General features: G+C 34.1%; 22 protein-coding genes. 8 read left to right on the top strand and 14 right to left on the bottom strand.

The window, feature by feature from the left end; translation table 11 throughout:
- Positions 1–327 precede the first annotated feature (327 nt).
- Complete coding sequence (locus MKX83_RS09710; RefSeq protein WP_095369682.1) at positions 328–990, bottom strand: YkyA family protein; 663 nt, start codon at positions 988–990, stop codon at positions 328–330.
- 262 nt (positions 991–1,252) lie between these two features.
- Between MKX83_RS09710 and MKX83_RS09705 the strand changes: the two genes are divergently transcribed.
- Positions 1,253–1,393 (top strand): YjcZ family sporulation protein, encoded by a 141-nt coding sequence (locus tag MKX83_RS09705; protein ID WP_341055211.1) that lies wholly within the window; start codon positions 1,253–1,255, stop codon positions 1,391–1,393.
- Between the two features lie 213 nt (positions 1,394–1,606).
- Entirely contained in the window at positions 1,607–2,164 is a 558-nt protein-coding gene (gene def / locus MKX83_RS09700; RefSeq protein ID WP_095369684.1) for a peptide deformylase, read from the top strand.
- A gap of 66 nt (positions 2,165–2,230) precedes the next feature.
- Here the strand turns inward: def and MKX83_RS09695 are convergent, their stop codons facing one another.
- Complete coding sequence (locus MKX83_RS09695; protein WP_307314667.1) at positions 2,231–2,998, bottom strand: Cof-type HAD-IIB family hydrolase; 768 nt, start codon at positions 2,996–2,998, stop codon at positions 2,231–2,233.
- 731 nt (positions 2,999–3,729) lie between these two features.
- Between MKX83_RS09695 and MKX83_RS09690 the strand changes: the two genes are divergently transcribed.
- Both MKX83_RS09690 and rnjA read left to right on the top strand, forming a co-directional pair.
- Complete coding sequence (locus tag MKX83_RS09690; RefSeq protein WP_095369686.1) at positions 3,730–3,942, top strand: DNA-dependent RNA polymerase subunit epsilon; 213 nt, start codon at positions 3,730–3,732, stop codon at positions 3,940–3,942.
- Positions 3,943–3,945: 3 nt separating this feature from the next.
- Positions 3,946–5,613 (top strand): ribonuclease J1, encoded by a 1,668-nt coding sequence (gene rnjA, locus MKX83_RS09685; protein ID WP_307314671.1) that lies wholly within the window; start codon positions 3,946–3,948, stop codon positions 5,611–5,613.
- 35 nt (positions 5,614–5,648) lie between these two features.
- Here rnjA and MKX83_RS09680 read toward each other — a convergent pair whose 3' ends face one another.
- From MKX83_RS09680 to MKX83_RS09645, 8 genes are all read right to left on the bottom strand, one after another.
- Positions 5,649–6,308, bottom strand: a complete 660-nt coding sequence (locus tag MKX83_RS09680) for a potassium channel family protein (protein ID WP_095369688.1) — start codon at positions 6,306–6,308, stop codon at positions 5,649–5,651.
- A gap of 147 nt (positions 6,309–6,455) precedes the next feature.
- A complete protein-coding gene (locus tag MKX83_RS09675; RefSeq protein ID WP_095369689.1) occupies positions 6,456–6,911 on the bottom strand; it encodes a TlpA disulfide reductase family protein in 456 nt (151 codons plus the stop codon).
- Positions 6,912–7,025: 114 nt separating this feature from the next.
- Complete coding sequence (locus MKX83_RS09670) at positions 7,026–7,568, bottom strand: peroxiredoxin (RefSeq protein ID WP_095369690.1); 543 nt, start codon at positions 7,566–7,568, stop codon at positions 7,026–7,028.
- 236 nt (positions 7,569–7,804) lie between these two features.
- Positions 7,805–8,935, bottom strand: a complete 1,131-nt coding sequence (locus MKX83_RS09665) for an N-acetyldiaminopimelate deacetylase (RefSeq protein WP_341055209.1) — start codon at positions 8,933–8,935, stop codon at positions 7,805–7,807.
- A gap of 74 nt (positions 8,936–9,009) precedes the next feature.
- Positions 9,010–9,720 (bottom strand): 2,3,4,5-tetrahydropyridine-2,6-dicarboxylate N-acetyltransferase, encoded by a 711-nt coding sequence (gene dapD, locus MKX83_RS09660; protein ID WP_095369692.1) that lies wholly within the window; start codon positions 9,718–9,720, stop codon positions 9,010–9,012.
- An 85-nt stretch (positions 9,721–9,805) separates the two neighbouring features.
- Positions 9,806–10,690 carry a LysR family transcriptional regulator gene (locus tag MKX83_RS09655; RefSeq protein ID WP_341055207.1) on the bottom strand — a complete coding sequence of 295 codons (885 nt, stop codon included), beginning with the start codon at positions 10,688–10,690 and terminating at the stop codon, positions 9,806–9,808.
- Positions 10,691–10,796: 106 nt separating this feature from the next.
- Positions 10,797–11,246 (bottom strand): cyclic-di-AMP-binding protein CbpB, encoded by a 450-nt coding sequence (gene cbpB, locus MKX83_RS09650; protein ID WP_095369694.1) that lies wholly within the window; start codon positions 11,244–11,246, stop codon positions 10,797–10,799.
- A gap of 553 nt (positions 11,247–11,799) precedes the next feature.
- On the bottom strand, positions 11,800–12,036 hold the full coding sequence (locus tag MKX83_RS09645; RefSeq protein ID WP_095369696.1) for a YkuJ family protein: 237 nt from the start codon (positions 12,034–12,036) through the stop codon (positions 11,800–11,802).
- Positions 12,037–12,244: 208 nt separating this feature from the next.
- Here MKX83_RS09645 and MKX83_RS09640 point away from each other — a divergent pair, with 208 nt between their 5' ends.
- A complete protein-coding gene (locus MKX83_RS09640; protein WP_095369697.1) occupies positions 12,245–12,484 on the top strand; it encodes a glutaredoxin family protein in 240 nt (79 codons plus the stop codon).
- Between the two features lie 53 nt (positions 12,485–12,537).
- Here the strand turns inward: MKX83_RS09640 and MKX83_RS09635 are convergent, their stop codons facing one another.
- Both MKX83_RS09635 and MKX83_RS09630 read right to left on the bottom strand, forming a co-directional pair.
- Complete coding sequence (locus MKX83_RS09635; protein WP_095369698.1) at positions 12,538–12,768, bottom strand: hypothetical protein; 231 nt, start codon at positions 12,766–12,768, stop codon at positions 12,538–12,540.
- Between the two features lie 86 nt (positions 12,769–12,854).
- On the bottom strand, positions 12,855–14,072 hold the full coding sequence (locus tag MKX83_RS09630) for an EAL domain-containing protein (RefSeq protein WP_322909197.1): 1,218 nt from the start codon (positions 14,070–14,072) through the stop codon (positions 12,855–12,857).
- 260 nt (positions 14,073–14,332) lie between these two features.
- Between MKX83_RS09630 and MKX83_RS09625 the strand changes: the two genes are divergently transcribed.
- The 3 genes from MKX83_RS09625 (at position 14,333) to MKX83_RS09615 (ending at position 16,428) form a co-directional block, all read left to right on the top strand.
- The gene (locus tag MKX83_RS09625) at positions 14,333–15,199 is read left to right on the top strand and encodes a metallophosphoesterase (RefSeq protein WP_445293182.1); all 867 of its coding nucleotides are present in this window, start codon (positions 14,333–14,335) and stop codon (positions 15,197–15,199) included.
- Between the two features lie 156 nt (positions 15,200–15,355).
- Entirely contained in the window at positions 15,356–15,850 is a 495-nt protein-coding gene (locus MKX83_RS09620; protein WP_307314687.1) for a L,D-transpeptidase family protein, read from the top strand.
- A gap of 86 nt (positions 15,851–15,936) precedes the next feature.
- Positions 15,937–16,428 (top strand): YkyB family protein, encoded by a 492-nt coding sequence (locus tag MKX83_RS09615; protein WP_180316977.1) that lies wholly within the window; start codon positions 15,937–15,939, stop codon positions 16,426–16,428.
- A 284-nt stretch (positions 16,429–16,712) separates the two neighbouring features.
- Here MKX83_RS09615 and MKX83_RS09610 read toward each other — a convergent pair whose 3' ends face one another.
- Together MKX83_RS09610 and MKX83_RS09605 are read right to left on the bottom strand one after the other, a co-directional pair.
- Complete coding sequence (locus tag MKX83_RS09610) at positions 16,713–17,606, bottom strand: chemotaxis protein CheV (protein ID WP_095369702.1); 894 nt, start codon at positions 17,604–17,606, stop codon at positions 16,713–16,715.
- 84 nt (positions 17,607–17,690) lie between these two features.
- Positions 17,691–19,007: an MFS transporter gene (locus tag MKX83_RS09605; RefSeq protein ID WP_095369703.1), complete on the bottom strand. Its 1,317-nt coding sequence runs from the start codon at positions 19,005–19,007 to the stop codon at positions 17,691–17,693.
- Positions 19,008–19,025 lie beyond the last annotated feature (18 nt).

Here is a 19,025-nt window from a genome sequence, read left to right as displayed (position 1 = left end):
AAAACTTTAACTGTCTTAATCTGTACTATATAAAAGAGAGGTTTTATCCATCTGTTATAATAAAGGTAATATTCATAAAAAGAGATATAATTAGACTATTTTCATTATTTTATAATCCGCTTTTTCGAAACTTTCCAGTATACTAGTCTGAATAAACTCTACCAAAATCTTTGAGCACATATTGATCTCCCTCACAAAAACAGATTGTAACTTTTAAAGTTTTATTAATCAAAAGATCACTTTTTTAAGGAAAATAATTATATAAACAAACAACGAGCAAATCCATATTATTGAATTTGCTCGTTACATATACTCTTTTAACGTATACTATTCTTTTTTCTCTTCCATTTCTATACCAGCATCTTTATAAAACGCAAGCTTCTTATCATTATATTCTTTCGTTTTCTCATTAAATGTTTCATTATTTTCTACAATCTTCTCATATGATTGATTAATTTTCTCAATTTGGGTTTCAAGCTGTTCTAATGTAACATCTTCTTTTTTAAATAGCTCATACAATTCGATGTCCATTTCAGTTGAATTCATATAATGATTATATAATTCACTGTGTACATCATAACGCTGCATCATAACATCGTATAATTCATCAGCTGACTTTTTTAAATCTTCATCTTCTATTTTATTTATTTGCTTCTCCGTTTTTTCGAACTCTTTTTGCGAAGCTTTAATGCTACCTTCTTCGTTTTTCATTAATTCTTGTCGTTCATTAACAAGTTCAATCGCCTCATTTGATAGTTCTTTAATTTGATCGAATTCTTTCATACTTAAAGCAATGATTTGATCATAAATTTCTTTTTCTTTTTTCTCAATTTCTACAAGAGGCTCCTGTTGATTTTTGAATTCTTGTTCAGCTTGCGCAACTTCCTCTAACGTATTGAGCATCTCTTCTTTTGGACTTTGACTACAACCACCTAGGAATATGATACTTGCGACCATTGTTAGTCCAATGAGTTTTACTTTCTTATACATCCTATCCCTCCACATAAATTTGTCTAGACCATTATGTATCTCTCTTTGCATAAACTTGTCTAATTATAAAAATATTTGTCGTTTATCACTTCTACTATATCGATACTTTAAACATTTTACAATTATTAACTAGTACTATATATATTCTTGTTATTTTGAACTATGCTTTAGGCGCTGGCCCATACAATTTGCTTCTCATGGTCATAGCCTATACTAATCGTCCGCTAAGGATGAAAATGAAAAATGCTGGAGGTATAAACATATGTATGGATATGGATACGGTAATGCTGGTTGTGGAAACGGTAATGCTGGTTGTGGAAACGGTTGTGGTGGAAGCGGATTTGCTTTAATTATCGTTCTCTTTATTTTATTGATTATCGTAGGGGCAGCTCTTTGGAACTAGTATTAGGAGGGTGTAGATACTATCTACACCTTTACATACAGAATAAGTCAATGATTAGATTAACTTTTTCAATTTTGTTTGGTAAACTTATTTCATTACCTTTTCAATTGAAAAGATAGGGAACATAAGACATCCTTATTTCACTAAAACTTTTCAATAAATCTTAAAAAATACAAAAACATGATATTTACCTTTTCAAGGAGTGTTGAGATTTTGTTAACGATGAATGATATTGTCCGGGATGGTCATCCTGTGTTAAGGAAAGTAGCCGAAGATGTTATTTTACCAGCTTCTTTAGAGGACAAGAAACTATTAAACGATTTGATGATGTATGTACAAAATAGTCAAAACCCTGTCATTGCGGAGCAATATGGATTAAGGCCAGGAATAGGGTTAGCAGCTCCACAGATAAATGTATCAAAAAGAATGATTGCCGTTCATTGTTCGGATGAAAAAAACAACTTAATCAGTTACGCACTCTTCAACCCCAAAATTATTAGCCATTCAGTTGAGAAGGCATATTTAACAGCTGGTGAAGGCTGTCTTTCAGTGGATGAGGCGATTGAAGGGTTTGTTCCAAGGTATGCACGAGTTACAGTTAAAGGGTATAACATTGACAATGAGGAAGTTAAAATAAGATTAAAAGGCTTGCCTGCTATTTGTTTTCAACATGAAATTGATCATTTAAACGGTGTGATGTTCTATGACCATATAAATCAAGAAGACCCTTTCAAACCGATTGAAAATGCTATTGCGATAGAAAGAATGTAAAGTACTTGAGTTATGGAGGAGAGTATGATTACTCCCCTCCATTTTAATCTTTACCCAGGTCTTTCGTTATATTAATTCCAGCCTTCTTAAACCCTTCCATATCCCATCTTCATCTACATGTTCTGTCACCATATTTGCGACTTTTTTAACTTCTGGAAAAGCGTTTCCCATAGCAACACCGACACCACTGGCCTCAAGCATTTCAATATCATTTAAACCATCACCAAAAGCGTATACATCTTCCATACTGATGTTTAGTCTCTTAATCATCTCTTTTATCCCTTCTGCTTTTGTACCGCCAGTTGGGACAACGTCAGTAGATACACGATGCCATCTTACAAAGCCAAACTCGTCATAACCATCTAAATATAGGCTTTCATCCTCATGTTTACAGAAAACAAGTGCCTGATAAATCTCTTTCTTTTCATAGAAAATAGCATCTTCTTCAGGGTGTGGAAAATCTAGGCTATCCATACTTTCTTGAATATATGGGTGATGAGAAACAGATGACTTCATTGTCTCTTCATTTAAATAAACCATCGGATGACCATTTTTATGTGTATGTTTCTCTAATTGTCTTAACTGGACCTTATTTAATGGGTTTTTATAGATGACGTTTCCTTCAAACACAACATATTGACCGTTAAAACTAACAAAAGACTCAATATCTAATTGCTCTCTAATATGCTTAAACATAAATGGAGCTCTTCCTGTAGCAATCGCTACATAAATGCCATTTTCCTGTAACTGCTTGACCGCTTTTTTCGTTGAATCAGGTATAACATTTTCTTTATTGAGCAAAGTCCCGTCTATATCAAAAAATACAATTTTCATTTTATAACTCCTTTTTCTACCTACATGATAAATGATTTCGGTTTATTACGATTTCCACCACTAAAACCTTATAACCTTCTTGTTTAATATGTCAAACAACTACAGTCAATAACATTTTTTACTAAAACTCTAACCGAAGGCTTTACTTTACAGACATATCGTATACAATAGGATTAAGGGAATTGAATCGAAGAGTGTTTAAAGTATGACAAATAGTAGTGAAAACGGATTTTGAGCCCTTCAAACTTGCGAAGGGCTCCTTCATTATTGTAAATTTATAATCAATACACTTAATTACATACATGACTTCAGAAATGAAATAGCAATTCGTAAAATAAAAAGTCACTGTTTTAGACATAAATAAGAATGGGCATGATGATGAAAGCCTCTAGACTGATTTAATTTTATTATACAATTAACGCTTTAACTAAGTAAATACATAAGATTGTGTTAAGAAATCCAACGATGTTAAGTATATAAGACAACTATTTGGCTTAGTCTATAAATTATTTAAACATACGATGTAAAGTCGAGTAAGTAATGCTAAACATTGATTCCTTAAAAAAGGTCTTTGTTACCTTGGTAGGTAACCATACTAAGAATAAATAATTAGTCAATGTATGAGCAGTCTTTTTTCCTTAATATACTTACATGTGACGATCTCTTATCCTATATCTCATGTTACTTTTTAAAAATATAGATAAAGACTACGGAATAAGGAGAGATACCCTATGTTATTTAAAGTTTACTATCAAGAGTCCGCGAAAGAAGTGCCTGTACGTGAGCACACAAAAACCGTGTATGTAGAAGGTAAAAATGAAAGGGACGTCCGAACTAAACTAAAAACGCGTCCAATCAATATTGAGTTTGTTACAGCAGTTGAAGGTGACTACTTAGCTTATGAGCAAGACCATCAAGATTTTAAAGTATTGGAGATTGAATAATTTATGAAATTTGTTAAAAATGACCAGACTGCTGTATTCGCTCTTGGTGGTCTTGGAGAGATCGGAAAAAATACGTATGCAGTACAATTCCAAGATGAGATTATCCTAATTGATGCGGGAATTAAATTTCCGGAAGATGAATTATTAGGGATTGACTATGTTATTCCTGATTACACTTATTTACAAAAGAATGAAGATAAGATTAAAGGTTTGTTTATTACGCACGGACACGAAGACCATATCGGCGGGATTCCGTATTTATTAAAAACGATAAATATCCCCATTTATGGTGGAAAACTAGCACTAGGCTTATTAAAAAATAAGCTTGAAGAACATGGTTTACTAAGACAGACGAAGTTATATGAGATTCAGGAAGATGATATCATTAAATTTAGAAAAACTTCTGTGACATTCTTTAGAACAACGCATAGTATCCCTGATTCTTATGGGATTGTTGTAAAAACTCCTCCAGGTCAAGTCGTTCATACTGGAGACTTTAAATTTGATTTTACGCCAGTTGGCGAACCTGCTAATTTAACTAAAATCGCTGAGATTGGTAAAGAAGGTGTCCTTTGCTTACTTTCAGATAGTACAAATAGTGAAATTCCTGAATTTACGATGTCTGAAAGAAAAGTCGGAGATAGCATTCAAGATATTTTCCGTAAAGTAGAGGGTAGAATTATCTTTGCTACCTTTGCTTCGAACATTCATCGTCTTCAGCAAGTAACAGAAGCAGCTGTAAGGAACGGAAGAAAGGTCGCAGTGTTCGGAAGAAGTATGGAAGCTGCAATTAATATTGGTCAAGAGCTTGGTTATATTACTGCACCAAAAGATACATTTATTGATGCACAGCAAATTAATCGTCTACCTGCTAACCAAGTCACTATCCTTTGTACGGGAAGTCAAGGCGAACCGATGGCAGCACTTTCAAGAATCGCAAATGGTACACATCGCCAAATACAGATTCACCCTGGTGATACTGTTGTCTTTTCTTCTTCACCAATACCTGGTAATACGATTAGTGTAAGTAGAACAATTGATCGTCTCTCACGCGCTGGTGCCGAAGTGATTTATGGTAAATTAAATAATATTCACACATCAGGACATGGTGGACAAGAAGAGCAAAAGCTTATGTTAAGATTAATTAAACCAAAGTTCTTCATGCCGATACACGGTGAATATCGCATGCAAAAAATGCACGCTGGCCTAGCTATAGATTGTGGTGTGAATGAAGAAGATATTTTCATCATGGACAATGGTGATGTGCTAGCCCTCAGTGATCAGACTGCTCAAGTTGCAGGGAAAATCCCATCGGGTAATGTGTATATCGATGGTAATGGTATTGGCGATATAGGAAATATTGTTCTACGTGACCGCCGCATTCTATCAGAAGAAGGACTAGTTGTGGTTGTTGTTAGTATTAACATGAAAGAGTTTAAGATTTCTGCTGGCCCAGACTTAATTTCTAGAGGATTTGTATACATGAGAGAATCTGGAGACCTTATCAATGATGCACAATCCTTAATCGCTAAACATTTAAATAAAGTGATGGAAAGAAAAACAACACAATGGTCTGAGATTAAAAATGAAATTACTGATACACTTGCTCCGTTCTTATATGAAAAAACAAAACGCCGTCCAATGATACTACCTATCATTATGGAAGTATGATAAAAAGCATTCGAGTTTACCTCGAATGCTTTTTTTTAGCTTAACATCTTTTTCTCTAAACGATTAATATCATTATCTGCCCCAATAACAATAAGTACATCTTTATATTGTATAATTTCCGTAGCTTGTGGCGAGACAATAATACTTGACCTGCGTTTGATTGCTACTATATTCACACCATACTTCGCTCTTATATCCAAATCAATAATCGAATGACCGCCAATTCTTTCATTTGCTTCAATTTCAACGATGCTATGCTCATCAGATAACTCTAAATAATCAAGTATACTATTGGAGGCTAACTTATGAGCAATCCTAATCCCCATATCTCTTTCAGGGTGCACAATGACGTCTGCCCCTATTTTACTTAATACTTTGCCATGATAATCATTTTGAGCTTTAACAGTTACTTTTTTAACGCCATTTTCTTTTAACATTAATGTTGTCAGTATACTTGCTTGAATATCGTCTCCTATGGCTACAATTACGTGATCAAAGTTACGTAAACCCAAACTTTTAATAACAGCATCATCTGTTGTATCACCTACTACTGCGTGAGAGGCAATAATTGAAAACTCATTCACTCTTGCCTCATTCGAATCAATGGCCATTACTTCCATCCCTTGTTCCGTTAGCTCTTTACAAATACTACCACCAAATCTACCTAGACCAATGACAACAAAGTTTTTTCTCATAAGTAAACCTCCGAATTATCACCTATTAACGAACATTATTCTACCACATTTATGAATGGAAAAGCCATAAATGTAGTGATTCATTTTATCTTTTCGATTTCAATAAAAAAAGCTGAGATTTATGAATCTCAGCTTTTAAGCTACCCTTTATTCAGCTTTCTCCATTTCATCCAACACACGATTAACGCGCTTTGTTAACATTTTCATTCCGCTACCACCCGCTTGGAAGTGACGAAGAACACCCTCTTTATCAAATACATAATAAGCAGGGACATATTGATTTTCAAAGGCATCATTCAATTTATGTTCACTATCAACATAAATTGGTTGTGTGATATCGTGTTCTGCAGCCACTTTCTTGATTTCTTCTAAATCTAGATCATCTTCAGACCTTGGCATATGAACAGCAATCACATTTAACTTTCCATTATATTCATCTCTAAATTGATTCACTTGAGGCATGGCTTCTTTACATAGATGACAACTGATAGACCAAAAATGAATAAGTGTTGGCTTTTCACCAATAAGCTCCTCTTTTGTCACTTGTCCATTTAACCATTCTGTTGCTCCCGTTAATTCAGGCATTGGCGCACGTAATTTCATATAGTCAATCTCCCTTCATGAATATATAACTCTGAAGAAAAGAGACCTAACAAACGAATGTTAGGCCTCTTTTCTTATGTAACCCAACAATGGGTTTATAAGACTCTAAATGAATTATAGAGTTTTTTGACCTGGTTTCCAGTTAGCTGGGCAAAGGCCACCCGTTTGAAGTGCTTGAAGCACACGTAGGGTTTCATCAACGTCACGGCCAATGTTGTTATGGTTTACTACTGAATACATTAACTCTCCTTCAGGGTTAATGATATATAGCCCACGAAGTGCTACACCTTCTTCTTCAATTAAGACACCATAGTCACGTGATACAACATGGTTTGTATCCGCAGCTAATGGATAGTTAAGATCACCAAGTCCATTTTCTTTACGATCAGTATTAATCCATGCTAAATGAGTGTGAATAGTATCTGTTGATACACCAATTACTTCTGCATCAAGATCTTCGAATTCATCATAGCGATCTGACATTGCAGTAATTTCAGTTGGGCAAACAAAAGTGAAATCCATTGGATAGAAGAAAAGAACTGTCCATTTATCATTCTTCATATTTTCTTCAAGACTTACTTTACCAAATTCCTTATTAGCCAATACAGCGTCCATTTCAAATCTTGGTGCTTGTTTTCCTACCATACGTTCTGCCATGATTAATTCCCTCCAGTAATTATGTACTAAACAAGAATTGATATGTATATTCTCATTTGCAACTTGTTCATCGATAATAATTATACATTTCTTATTGATAATAGTCAAGGTAAATTAAAATGAATTTAAATTAGGATTTATTCTAAATTATTCAATTTATTATCTATATTATTATATTATCAAAAAGAGCTAGGCGATGAAAATAATTGAGCGTGCGCTCGATTGATGTGAAATGATTACGCCCTATTCCCTTTATAATTCAAGTAATCAACGATATAGTTAATCGCTAAATTAATTGCTCCCTCATCCGGCTTAAGACGTGCATGGTGTAAACCAAAAGGAGAATTAACTCCTAGCCAAAACATAAAACCGGGAATTTCACGTAGCATATAACCAAAGTCCTCACCAGTCATCGCTTCTTTACAAATAAATAAGTTTGCTTCATTATGGCCTTCTGTGAATTGTATGAGATCGGCTGTTAACACTTCATCATTGTATACTTGATAATAATTACTTCCATAATCGATTGTTGTTTGACATTCATAGCCCACTTCTACTCCTTGTACAAGCGCCTCAATTCTTTGTTTTACTCTGTTCATCGATGTTGGTGAGAGCGTTCTGATCGTTCCCTCTATTCTTGCATTTTCAGCAATAATATTTTGTACTGTACCACCAGTGATTTTTCCTACTGTTACAACAGCACTATCAAGAGGGTCAATGTTTCTTGAAACAATGGTCTGAAGTTGATTAACTAAAGAGCATGCTGCTACGACCATATCTATTGTTTGATGAGGATACGCTGCATGGCCACCTTTGCCTTTTAAATCGATAAACAATTCTGACGTATTAGCAAACAACAGTCCTTCTTTCACAGCAATTGTACCAACAGGGTATTCTGGTGCAATATGCAAAGCGAAAATCATGTCAGGTTTCCATTGTTGAAATTCTGCTGATTCTAATAACGGCTTGGCTCCACCTGGTCCTTCTTCAGCAGGTTGAAAAATAAATACCATATCATCATTAATTGGATGATTGACGATATTAGTTATTACACCAAGTGCGATTGCCATATGAAAGTCGTGACCACAGGCATGCATATTTCCTTTATGCGTAGATTGGAAAGGATAGTCTGTTTCTTCATCAATTGGCAGACCATCTATATCTGCCCTGTAACCAATCGTTTTGGACGGATTCAAGCCCTTAATCCTTAAGATAATACCAGTTCTCCACGTTTTTACTTCCATTCGCGTTTGATCCAATGAGGCAATATATTCTAATAAATATTTCTGTGTTTTCACTTCTTGAAATCCTAGTTCCGGTATTTTATGCAAGTCTCGACGTATTCTCACAAATAGATTATCAATCAACTACCATTCTCCTCCATATACAAAAGCGTGGAAATAAACTTCCACGCTTTTTCTATATTCATTTTACCTTATGATTAAAGTTGACGAAGTTCTTGCTTAATTTCTGTTTTTGATTTTGTTTTTTCATCAATTTGTTTGATGACCTTTGCTGGTGTACCAGCTACAACTGTATTAGGTGCTACATCATCAATGACAATTGCACCCGCTGCAACAACAGCACCTTTACCAACTGTTACGCCTTCTAAAATAACTGCATTTGCCCCAATTACTACGTCATCCTCAACAATAACTGGTTTTGCAGAAGGGGGTTCAATCACACCTGCTAATACGGAACCTGCACCAATGTGGCAGTTTTTACCGACAGTTGCTCGTCCACCAAGAACAACATTCATATCGATCATTGTTCCTTCTCCGATAGCAGCACCGATATTAATAGAAGCACCCATCATAATGACCACATTGTCGCCAATTTCAACTTGATCACGAATGATTGCACCTGGTTCAATACGTGCTTTAATGTTTTTCATATCTAATAATGGAATAGCAGAATTACGGCGATCATTTTCGATTACATAATCTTCAATTTTCGCTTCATTATTTTTAATTGCTTGTTCAATTTCAGCCCATTCACCAAAAACAACACCGCTTTGACCATTCAGAAAAGATTGACTTGAGCTACCAAAATCGATATTCTCTAAATCACCTTTAATATAGACTTTTACAGGTGTAGATTTTGTACTATTTTGAATAAAAGAAATGATTTCATTTGCATCCATCATTTTCATTGTAATTCCTCCTTTGATGTTCATATATGTATAAACTAACTAGAATTAATTTAACAAACTAACGCATTGAAAACAAGTAATATTATCATTTTTGTTCTTCAGCTATATGTTGCTTAATTAATTCGACAAATGCTTGTACTTGCTTCAGCTCAAAAGCTGATTCATATCCAAGTAACCATGTATCACGACTAATAGGTTGTTCGTTTTCATCCTCTAGGGGACTAATAAATATATTTTTCTCCATCCCCGTTAATGTAATGGCAGGTAATATCGCATAACCTATCCCGTTTAAGGTCATTTGTTTACAGGTCTCAATTTGATCGACTACAATCGTCCTTTTCGGTGGTGTCTTAAATTTCCTTAGCCACCAGTCTTGTATCTCTTGATAATAATTTGAATCACTTTTGAATTGAATAAAGGGCCGATCGGTTTCTAATATTTGATTTGTATCCTTAATCTCTGTATCAACAAGATACAGACTATCTTTAAATAAAGGTATCTTAACACCTTTCCAATCTGGTGTACCGCGAATAATCCCAATATGTACATCGTCATCATAAAGTGACCTTAAAATTTCACTACTCCAGCCTGTAATCAAGGATATTTTCGCTTGAGGATAGGTATTAACAAATTTCTTTAATACTTGAGGTAACCAATTTTGCCCGACAATGGAAGCTACAGCAATTTTCAATGTCCCGTATACTTCAGTATTTAAAGACTGAATCGATTCTTTTACCTTTTCCTCAGCTATCACGACCTCATTTACAAACTTGATGACCATTTCACCTGCTGGTGTTAAGGACAATCCCTTTTGAGATCGTACGAATAATCTACTTCCCCATTCTTTCTCGATATTTTGTAACCTTTGAGAAAGAGCTGGTTGTGATACAAACAAACGTTCAGCTGCTTTACGCATATTCATTTCTTGTGCAAGTACACTTAACATATGGATTTCCGATAGAGAAGCCACTTTTGACGTTCACCACCTCTAAAACTCACACCACTCACCTTCACATTCGGGCAAGTGGGGGAATAATCTTGACAGACGGAAGCTCCCAATATCTTTTGGGAGCTCTTTAGTCCTTCTTCTTTTTGCTATGCAATGCTTTTTGCAGTTGAACTAATAAGGATCTACGGGTAAGAATACCTTCAAAGTACCCTTCATCATCTTCAACACAAATAAATGGATGATCGACTAATAGTCCTGTGGCATTTCTAAGAGAAGTATTAATATTTAGGCGTGGTACATCATGATTCATAAATTCTTCTACACGCTTTTCTTCCAATTGATCGAATTCAATTCTCTGTAACCCAAGAATAGATTCCATAATCATTGGAGTGCTAATCAATCCATGGAGCTTATAGTGAGGATCTAAGACAGGAATAGCTGTGTAACCACTTTTCGTCAAAACTAAAAGGGTGTGCTCTAAATTATTGCCGATTTGAACATGTGCCACTCGCTCTGAAGGAATGAGCAAGTCTTTAATATCAATTTCTAAAAACTCTTCACTGTGGAGACTGATCATAATTTGAAAACTCCTCAAACTTTAATGATTTGTATTCAATTATGATTTTATCATAGTTTCCTCATATCTGCCTTATATTTACCCCATAAACCTATCCTTTACTTGTATGAATATTTCTACTACGATATTGACAGTAAGGACAATGAAAAATCAAGTTTTGGTTTGATTGCGCAGTAAGTGTTTTATCCATCTTCGCTCTTCTATCACAGTTTGGACAAATAACCTCTGGTACCATATCAACATCACCTCTTTTATAGAATGACCGAAGAACGATGAAATTATTTAGCCGATGGGAATGAAGAAAACAAATCCTTATTTAACTCGATAACATGTTTTACTCTCTAAATATAATTTATCTGTTGCTTCATTCATTTATTAGCCCCTCATTGTATTTTGGAGGATTGAATATCATCTTGAATGTTAGCTTTTTTGTATCCCTACGTAAGCAAGAGCAGGTGGTGTGGTGATAAGTTTTGCCTTCCTTACCCGTAATTTTTATATCAAATAAAAAAAAGAGACCATTTAGTTGGTCTCTCCGCTTATAAGGGTATGATTACTGAATGAGCTCGAACACTTCAATTGTTATCATATCAACATTATCAAATTGATAACGTTTAGGCTTCTCTTTGTCATTGTAAACTTCCAATTCGAATGTTTCGTTTTTCGGATGATAAGTAACTTGGCATTTTCTTTCACCATTCACCTCAAAAAATCTCTGTGTGGGTTCTGAGCCAGTTGCCTGCTCTTGTAAATTCTTTAATCTAGTCAATATGCCTTGTAATTGTGACAATTGTTTATCTCCTTTCCAAAACAACCCTTTAACTTAAGGTTTCTCTCTAGGCATGTTTTTATCCTACTTCTAAAAAAGCGGTTACTAAACCGTTTTTTTCACATGCCAATATTAACAGGATAATTAATATGGTATGATTACACAAGTAAAAGAATAAAAAAAGTCCAGATTTTTTCAAAGTTCGACTTTTCAGGAGGAATGATTGTACGTGAAATCAATTACTATTTATACACAACCAGAATGCCCACCGTGTGAAATTACTAAAATGTTTTTAAAAGACTACGGATTTTCTTTTGAACAAAAAGATATTAAAAAAGACCCTAAAGCAATGAAAGAACTAACACAAACATATCATTCCTACTCAACCCCAACGGTCGTTATCGAAAACGAAGTGATTAGCGGATTTAATTTAGAAAAGCTAAAAGAATTATTAGATATAGAAGAATAATCAATGAATAAAAAAGGCTTCCAGGTCAAAAGAGGAAGCCTTTTTAGACGAAATTATCGAAAAACGTAAAAGATTGTAATGGCTGCTAAGGCAACAAAAAAAACAACATAGACGACAAGGATAGGATTGAATAAATAAGGTCTTTTCTTCACCTCATCGGGGATGTCTGCATCCAGTTCCTTATTCGTTGATGCTTTTTCCTTTAATATAGATGAAGTGGATATCAATGACCAAACGATGAGAACTAAACAAATAACTATTAAAGCAATTAACCAGCCGCTCACCCTATTTCACTCCTTTACATAATACGTTCTAGTAAAGATAGGATGTGCGCTAAAGTATGAATTATGCTGGTTGATATTGCCTTTACCTATAATAGCCCGTCTCTCTCATATAAAAAATCATAGGAAAGATCTGCGAATAAATACTCTGTTGCTGTTAACGGAAAAGAAAAAGTTCTAATTGTTTCTCCCGTCTCAATATCTGTATACAAATCTGACAATAAACCTTTTTTATTACTTTTCATTCTCATTATATGCTCTAAAAAATATGGTCTCCAGCTCCAATTTTTATGCATGTATTCATCTTGTTGTATCCAATTCTTATTTTTCTTAAAAATATTTGGTGTTTGTTGAAAACCATCTTCATTACAAATATATAACCTAAAGGCAACATGATCTAACTTCGTTGCTAGTTTTGTCAGGAATGGCACATAAGATTCATATACATGGTTTTTCTGTAAGTATTCTGTCATCGTTTCGTTAAACTTTTCAGTTATCGTGTGTAATGAGTGCAATTTTTTCTTTTCATAGGTGATAAATTGATGACATTTTTCTTTTAATTTTTCCTTCAAGATATCTCGATCAACAAATACACTTCCAGCTTTATGTAAATAGTCTCCTTGGTAATATCTCCCACCATTTCTCCAAGCAAACTGTAACTGAAAATCCATATCAATATTTTCAAATAATAATGTTGCACCAATCTTTCTGGCTAACATCGATAGAGAATAAAGAATTTCTTGATAATGATGATTATTTGATGAAGAACGTAAAGCTTTTAAATCAATTCTTAAAATATTTGGTGCTAACTTCCCAATCTGCTCTAAATTATTATTCGCTTCTCCTAAATTATCGATGGCAATTTTAATGCCATATGTACGATAATAACTAATGAAATGATCCAAATAGTCAAAATCATCATCGATAGGTGTTCTTTTCGTCATACTGATGACAATTCGATCTAACGCAATACCTTGATCCTCATATTGTTTTAAAATATTCAGTAGATGCTCACTATCTTGATTTAATAGCAAATCAACATTTCGATTAATATATATCATTACATCATCTTTCATTTGAATAGCATGCTCTAACGCTTTTTCCAGCAAAATATCATCGACTTTATTACGATATTCTTCTGGTATGGAATCGTCAGCTAAAAATGACTTCAAATCAATCTCATTATTTTCAGTTATAAACTTACCAATCACTTCATAACCGATAATTCTATGCTCATCCGCACTAAATATCGGAAAAAAATACGGCATAATATGTTTGCTGTCTTGTAAGATTTCTAATGGTTCCATAAAGTGGCACTCCCATTTATCTGAACTTTTAATACGATATCCCATTATATCATATTCTCCCCTACATATTGCCAATAGGTCGAAAATTAAAATTATATATATGTGTGTAAAAACTATTAACCTATACACCCTTACAATTTTTTCTAGTTAATTATTACAAATTGTTATCAATGATTGGAAATATTGGTCTTTGCTGTTTTTTCGTTCATATATTTGATAGTATGAGAGAGTATATTAAAGAGATTGGTTGGTATAATGTAATGGCAGATAAAATGACTCGGAGAAGTTTTTTTAAAAAAAGTATGGGATCTTTCGTAGCTCTAGCCGCTATCGGTACTGGTGGCTTTTTTTATGCACGTGATATTGAGCCGAAATATTTACAAGTAATTCATCATAACATCATCAAACCTCAATTACCCCACTCTTTTCATAATTTAAAAGTTGTACAATTCAGTGATACACATTTAGGCTTTCATTATGACTTAAATGAACTCAAAAAATTAATGAATAAAATTAACTCATTCCAGCCTGATTTAATTCTCTTCACTGGAGATTTAATGGACAAACCTAATGAGTATCCTTACATCAATCAAATTAGTCCCATATTATCAAAACTTCATGCATCGATTGGTAAATTTGCTATCTATGGCAATCATGATCACGGTGGATATGGTTCTGATATTTACAGAGAGATAATGGAAGAGTCGGGATTTGAGGTTTTACTTAACGAGAGTAAAAAAGTAACCATTAATAATGAGAGCATATATATTTCAGGCATTGATGATGCGATGCTCGGTAAACCAAATTTCCAAACTACTTTTGCGGACATACCTAATGACGGGTATCATATATTTCTATCACATGCCCCTGACTTAGCTGATGAAGCAAGTCAATATCATGTAGACTTTCAATTTAGCGGCCATAGTCACGGTGGACAAATTCAAATCCCCTTCATTGGTGCACTGGTAAAGCCACCCTTTGGAGAAGTTTATTATGAAGGTTTTTATGATGTAGGGGATGAAAAACCACTTAAATTATACGTTAATAGAGGAATTGGGACAACAAGACTACCTTTTCGTTTTCTCTGTCGGCCCGAACTAACAATCTTTACTTTGAAAAGTCAATAACATCGTTTTTTTTATTATATTGGGTGAGTTATTCATTAAAATGAAAGCTCACCTTAAAAATAATCCACCACATTCCTATTCATTTAAAAAAATGTATGTTACAACTTCTCCTATCATATATATATGGTACCCTTCTCTAGAAAGGATGGATCGGAAATGTATCATATTGTTCAACCTGGAGAATCGATGCAGCTGATTGCTGCAAATTACCGTATACCCTATCACCAATTACTATTAGCAAACCCTGCTATTGTTAATCCATCAGTTATTTATATCGGGCAACAAATAATAATTCCTGGACTCCCTAATTCATCAGATATTCCCTATTCTATTGTTGTATCCAAAGAAAAAAGAACGCTTTCCTTATACAAAAACAGACAATTAGTGAAAACATATCCGATTGCAGTTGGTAAGATGTTAACAACTACACCTGTAGGTCAATTCGTTATCGTTAACCGTGAACCAAACCCTGGAGGTCCTTTTGGGGCATTATGGCTATCACTCTCTAAGAAGGGATACGGCATTCACGGCACAAACGACCCGAGTTCAATAGGTAAAGCTGTTTCGAAAGGATGTATTAGAATGCATAATAGTGATGTGCTTGAATTAGCTAGTTTAGTTCCCAATGGAACTTCAGTCGTTATTACTTAATAAATTATAGCGTATTTGAACTTACCCTTTTGTATTTCCTTAAAAAGGGGTATAATGTATACTAATAATTTAATTTTTTCTAAAATATGAAAGGAGTACTTCAATTGAACTCTGCAAGCAATGAGCACCACCCTCAGTTAAAACCAACGGTAGAAAACCTCTCACAAGCAATCTTCACCGTTAACCGTCACGCCAAAACGGCTCCAAATCCGAAGTTTTTATATAAAGTGAAACATGATTCGCTACAAAAACTTCTGAAGGAGGGTAAAGCAAAAAAGATTGGTCTACATTATTCACGAAACCCAAAAAATAGCCAACAACAATCAGACGTATTAATTAAGTGTGGTGCCTACACCTTTCACTTACCACCTTCAAAAATGGATTTTACAGCGTTGCCCCATTTAGGAAACCTGGACTCGTCAGTAAGAAATCCACGCTCCTCTATTTCTTTAAGCCAAGCCAAAAAGCTACTCATGACTTATACCGGTTTAAAAGAAGGCCAACATCATCCAAATAATCGTAAATCAAATAAATATGAAAAACCTGTATTTAAAAAACTAGGGGAATCCTACTTCTAAAATAGTACCTTACCTTTTTAAATAAAAATGAAGTGATTGAAGTCTAGTTTATTCTACCTAAACAAAGCTATACACCAAAAAACCCGAACCAATTGGCGCTCTCCCGTAAGTATTCAGATATCTTAACCTGTCTACTTACGTGAGGTCACAGCAAATGGTTCGGTTTTTATATTGGAGAAAATCCAATTCTACTAGAGATAAAAATGGAATCTAATTAAATTCTAAGCTTAAACAAACAAGTAAATGAGAAAATGCCAAGCAATAATGTGCACCTGTCACTTTATTTACAATAACTCTAAAATGACGTTTACAAGGTTTTGGATATCAGGCTTACTTACTTGTGCATCTGCACCAACCTTCTTTCCCTGATGTAGAAGATCTTCCGTAATAAGCGATGAAAAAATAACTACAGGTGTGGATTGCCGTTTACTATCTTGCTTAATATATTTTGTCAGAAAATGACCATTCATTAATGGCATTTCAATATCAGTAATAACAAGATCGACTTTATTTTTATCAGATGCTAAATGGTTATAACATTCTTCTCCATTTTCAAAGAAAAGTAACTGCTGAAAGCCAGCCTTATTTAATGTTTCTTTTAATATACTGCGTAGCATTGGGGAATCTTCAGCAATAACAATTCTCGCATTCTTTTTATCACCAGCAATATCCGCTTGTAAATCATCTTTGGAGAAACCAATATTGGGATTGATATCAGTCAGGATTTTTTCAAAATCAAGCATTAGAATCATATTTTCTGATTGTTTTACTACGCCAAGTGTATAACTATTATCATTATTATAAATATCATCAGGTTTTTCAATTTGATCCCATGACAGACGATGAATCTGCCTTACTTCATCTACGTGAAATATTACCTTTTGCTTATTAAACTCTACAATGAGAAAACTACTGTCATCTTTAACAATTTGTGTATACGAGTCTTGATTGGAAACCAATGCATTTCTTAAGCTAATAACGGGCAAAACTTCACCTCTTAGTTGTGTAATCCCTAAAATAAATGGATGGGCATGTGGAATAGGCGTAATCGCCAATGGTGCAACAATTTCTTTCACCTTATAAACATTCATTCCATAATGTTGATTATTTACTTTGAATTCAATTATTTCTAGTTCATTCATGCCGCTTTCTACAACTGATTGTCTCTCTGAAATCATATAAACGTCTTCCTCTCAATCTTTTTCTTACCCTTAGCTTATATCGGCTAAAAACAATAAGTATAGATAAGAAGAAGTAGATTTTTAGTTCTCTTCAGGCTTAATCCTATTTAAGAAGAATAATCCCACTAGCGTTAAGACGATTAAGGAGCCCATCCCAAACCTACTAGCTATACTACCGTGAGAAGCAAGCAGATACGTAATCGTTCCGAAAATAAACGGGCCAATAATCGATGAGACTTTGCCGGAAAACGCGAATAATCCAAAAAACTGGCCTCTCTTATCTTCTGGTGTAAGTTCGACAATATAAGTTCTCGATGTTACCCACATGGATCCTAGAGCGATTCCAAACATACTACCAGCTATCCAGAACATCCAGGCATTAACGGCAAAAGTACCGATTATTAAAGCAACTAATAGGAGCAGACTCACATATCTAATGGCCCGATAAGCACCAACTGATTTGGTAATATAACCGAAAATAAAAGAGCCAATAATACTTGATACAGTTGAAACTAAATACAGTAGGATAAATTCTCCTGCAGAAAAGCCAACAATGGTGCTCGCATAAGGTGCCATCATTGCGATTGTTGTTGCTAAGGCATCATTTAAGAAAAAGTAAGCAATCATAAATGTAAAAATTACCCGATGTGATTTTATTTCTTTAAAAGTTTTATAAATCTCCTTATATCCTGACAAGAAAGAAGCTTTGTTTTCGACCTGTACTTTTTTCGGATTATCTTTTATAAAAAAGAATAAAGGTAATGAAAATAATAAAAATAAAATGGCAGTTGGAATAAAAGCATGATGGAAATCACTGTTTCCTACATATAAATATACAGTTAACCCTAGTAATGTACCTAAATATCCTATAGCAACACCAAATCCAGATATAAGAGGAACATCTTCTTTTTTCCCTAAATCAGCTATCATCGTGTCATAGAAAACAAGACTTGAATGAAAGAAAAACTTCGCTATAATAAATGAGACTATTACGAGGGCTAAATACAAAGGAACACCCATGATGGTACTTGTCAAATTTACCTCTGCAAATATGCCCATTAAAATGGTAAAGCTTACAGATAACAAGGTAAAGATAACGATATATTTTTTCTTTCTCCCTGTTCTGTCAATGAGGACACCAAACAATGGGCTAAAAATCACCAATAAAAAACTGGCTATTGAATTCGCGTAAGCAATAAAAGTATTCGCTAATTGTTCTTGTACTTCATTATTCCCGATAATTTCCTGCATATAAAATGGCCAAAAAATGGTATTAATATTGGAGGAAAAAATCGTATTGGCAAAATCATATAATGCCCATGAAATAATGGGTAAGGTTAAATATGCCTTCCACGATTGATTTCCTTTTTTCTTTTTTAATCCTCTTTCTATTTCCACTCTCATTCTCCCCTCTAC

This window comes from Cytobacillus sp. FSL M8-0252, assembly GCF_038007345.1.
GTDB lineage: Bacteria > Bacillota > Bacilli > Bacillales > Cytobacillaceae > Cytobacillus > Cytobacillus kochii.
The sequence above is the reverse complement of the archived record's forward strand: the minus strand, read 5'-3'. Positions and strand labels throughout refer to the sequence as shown.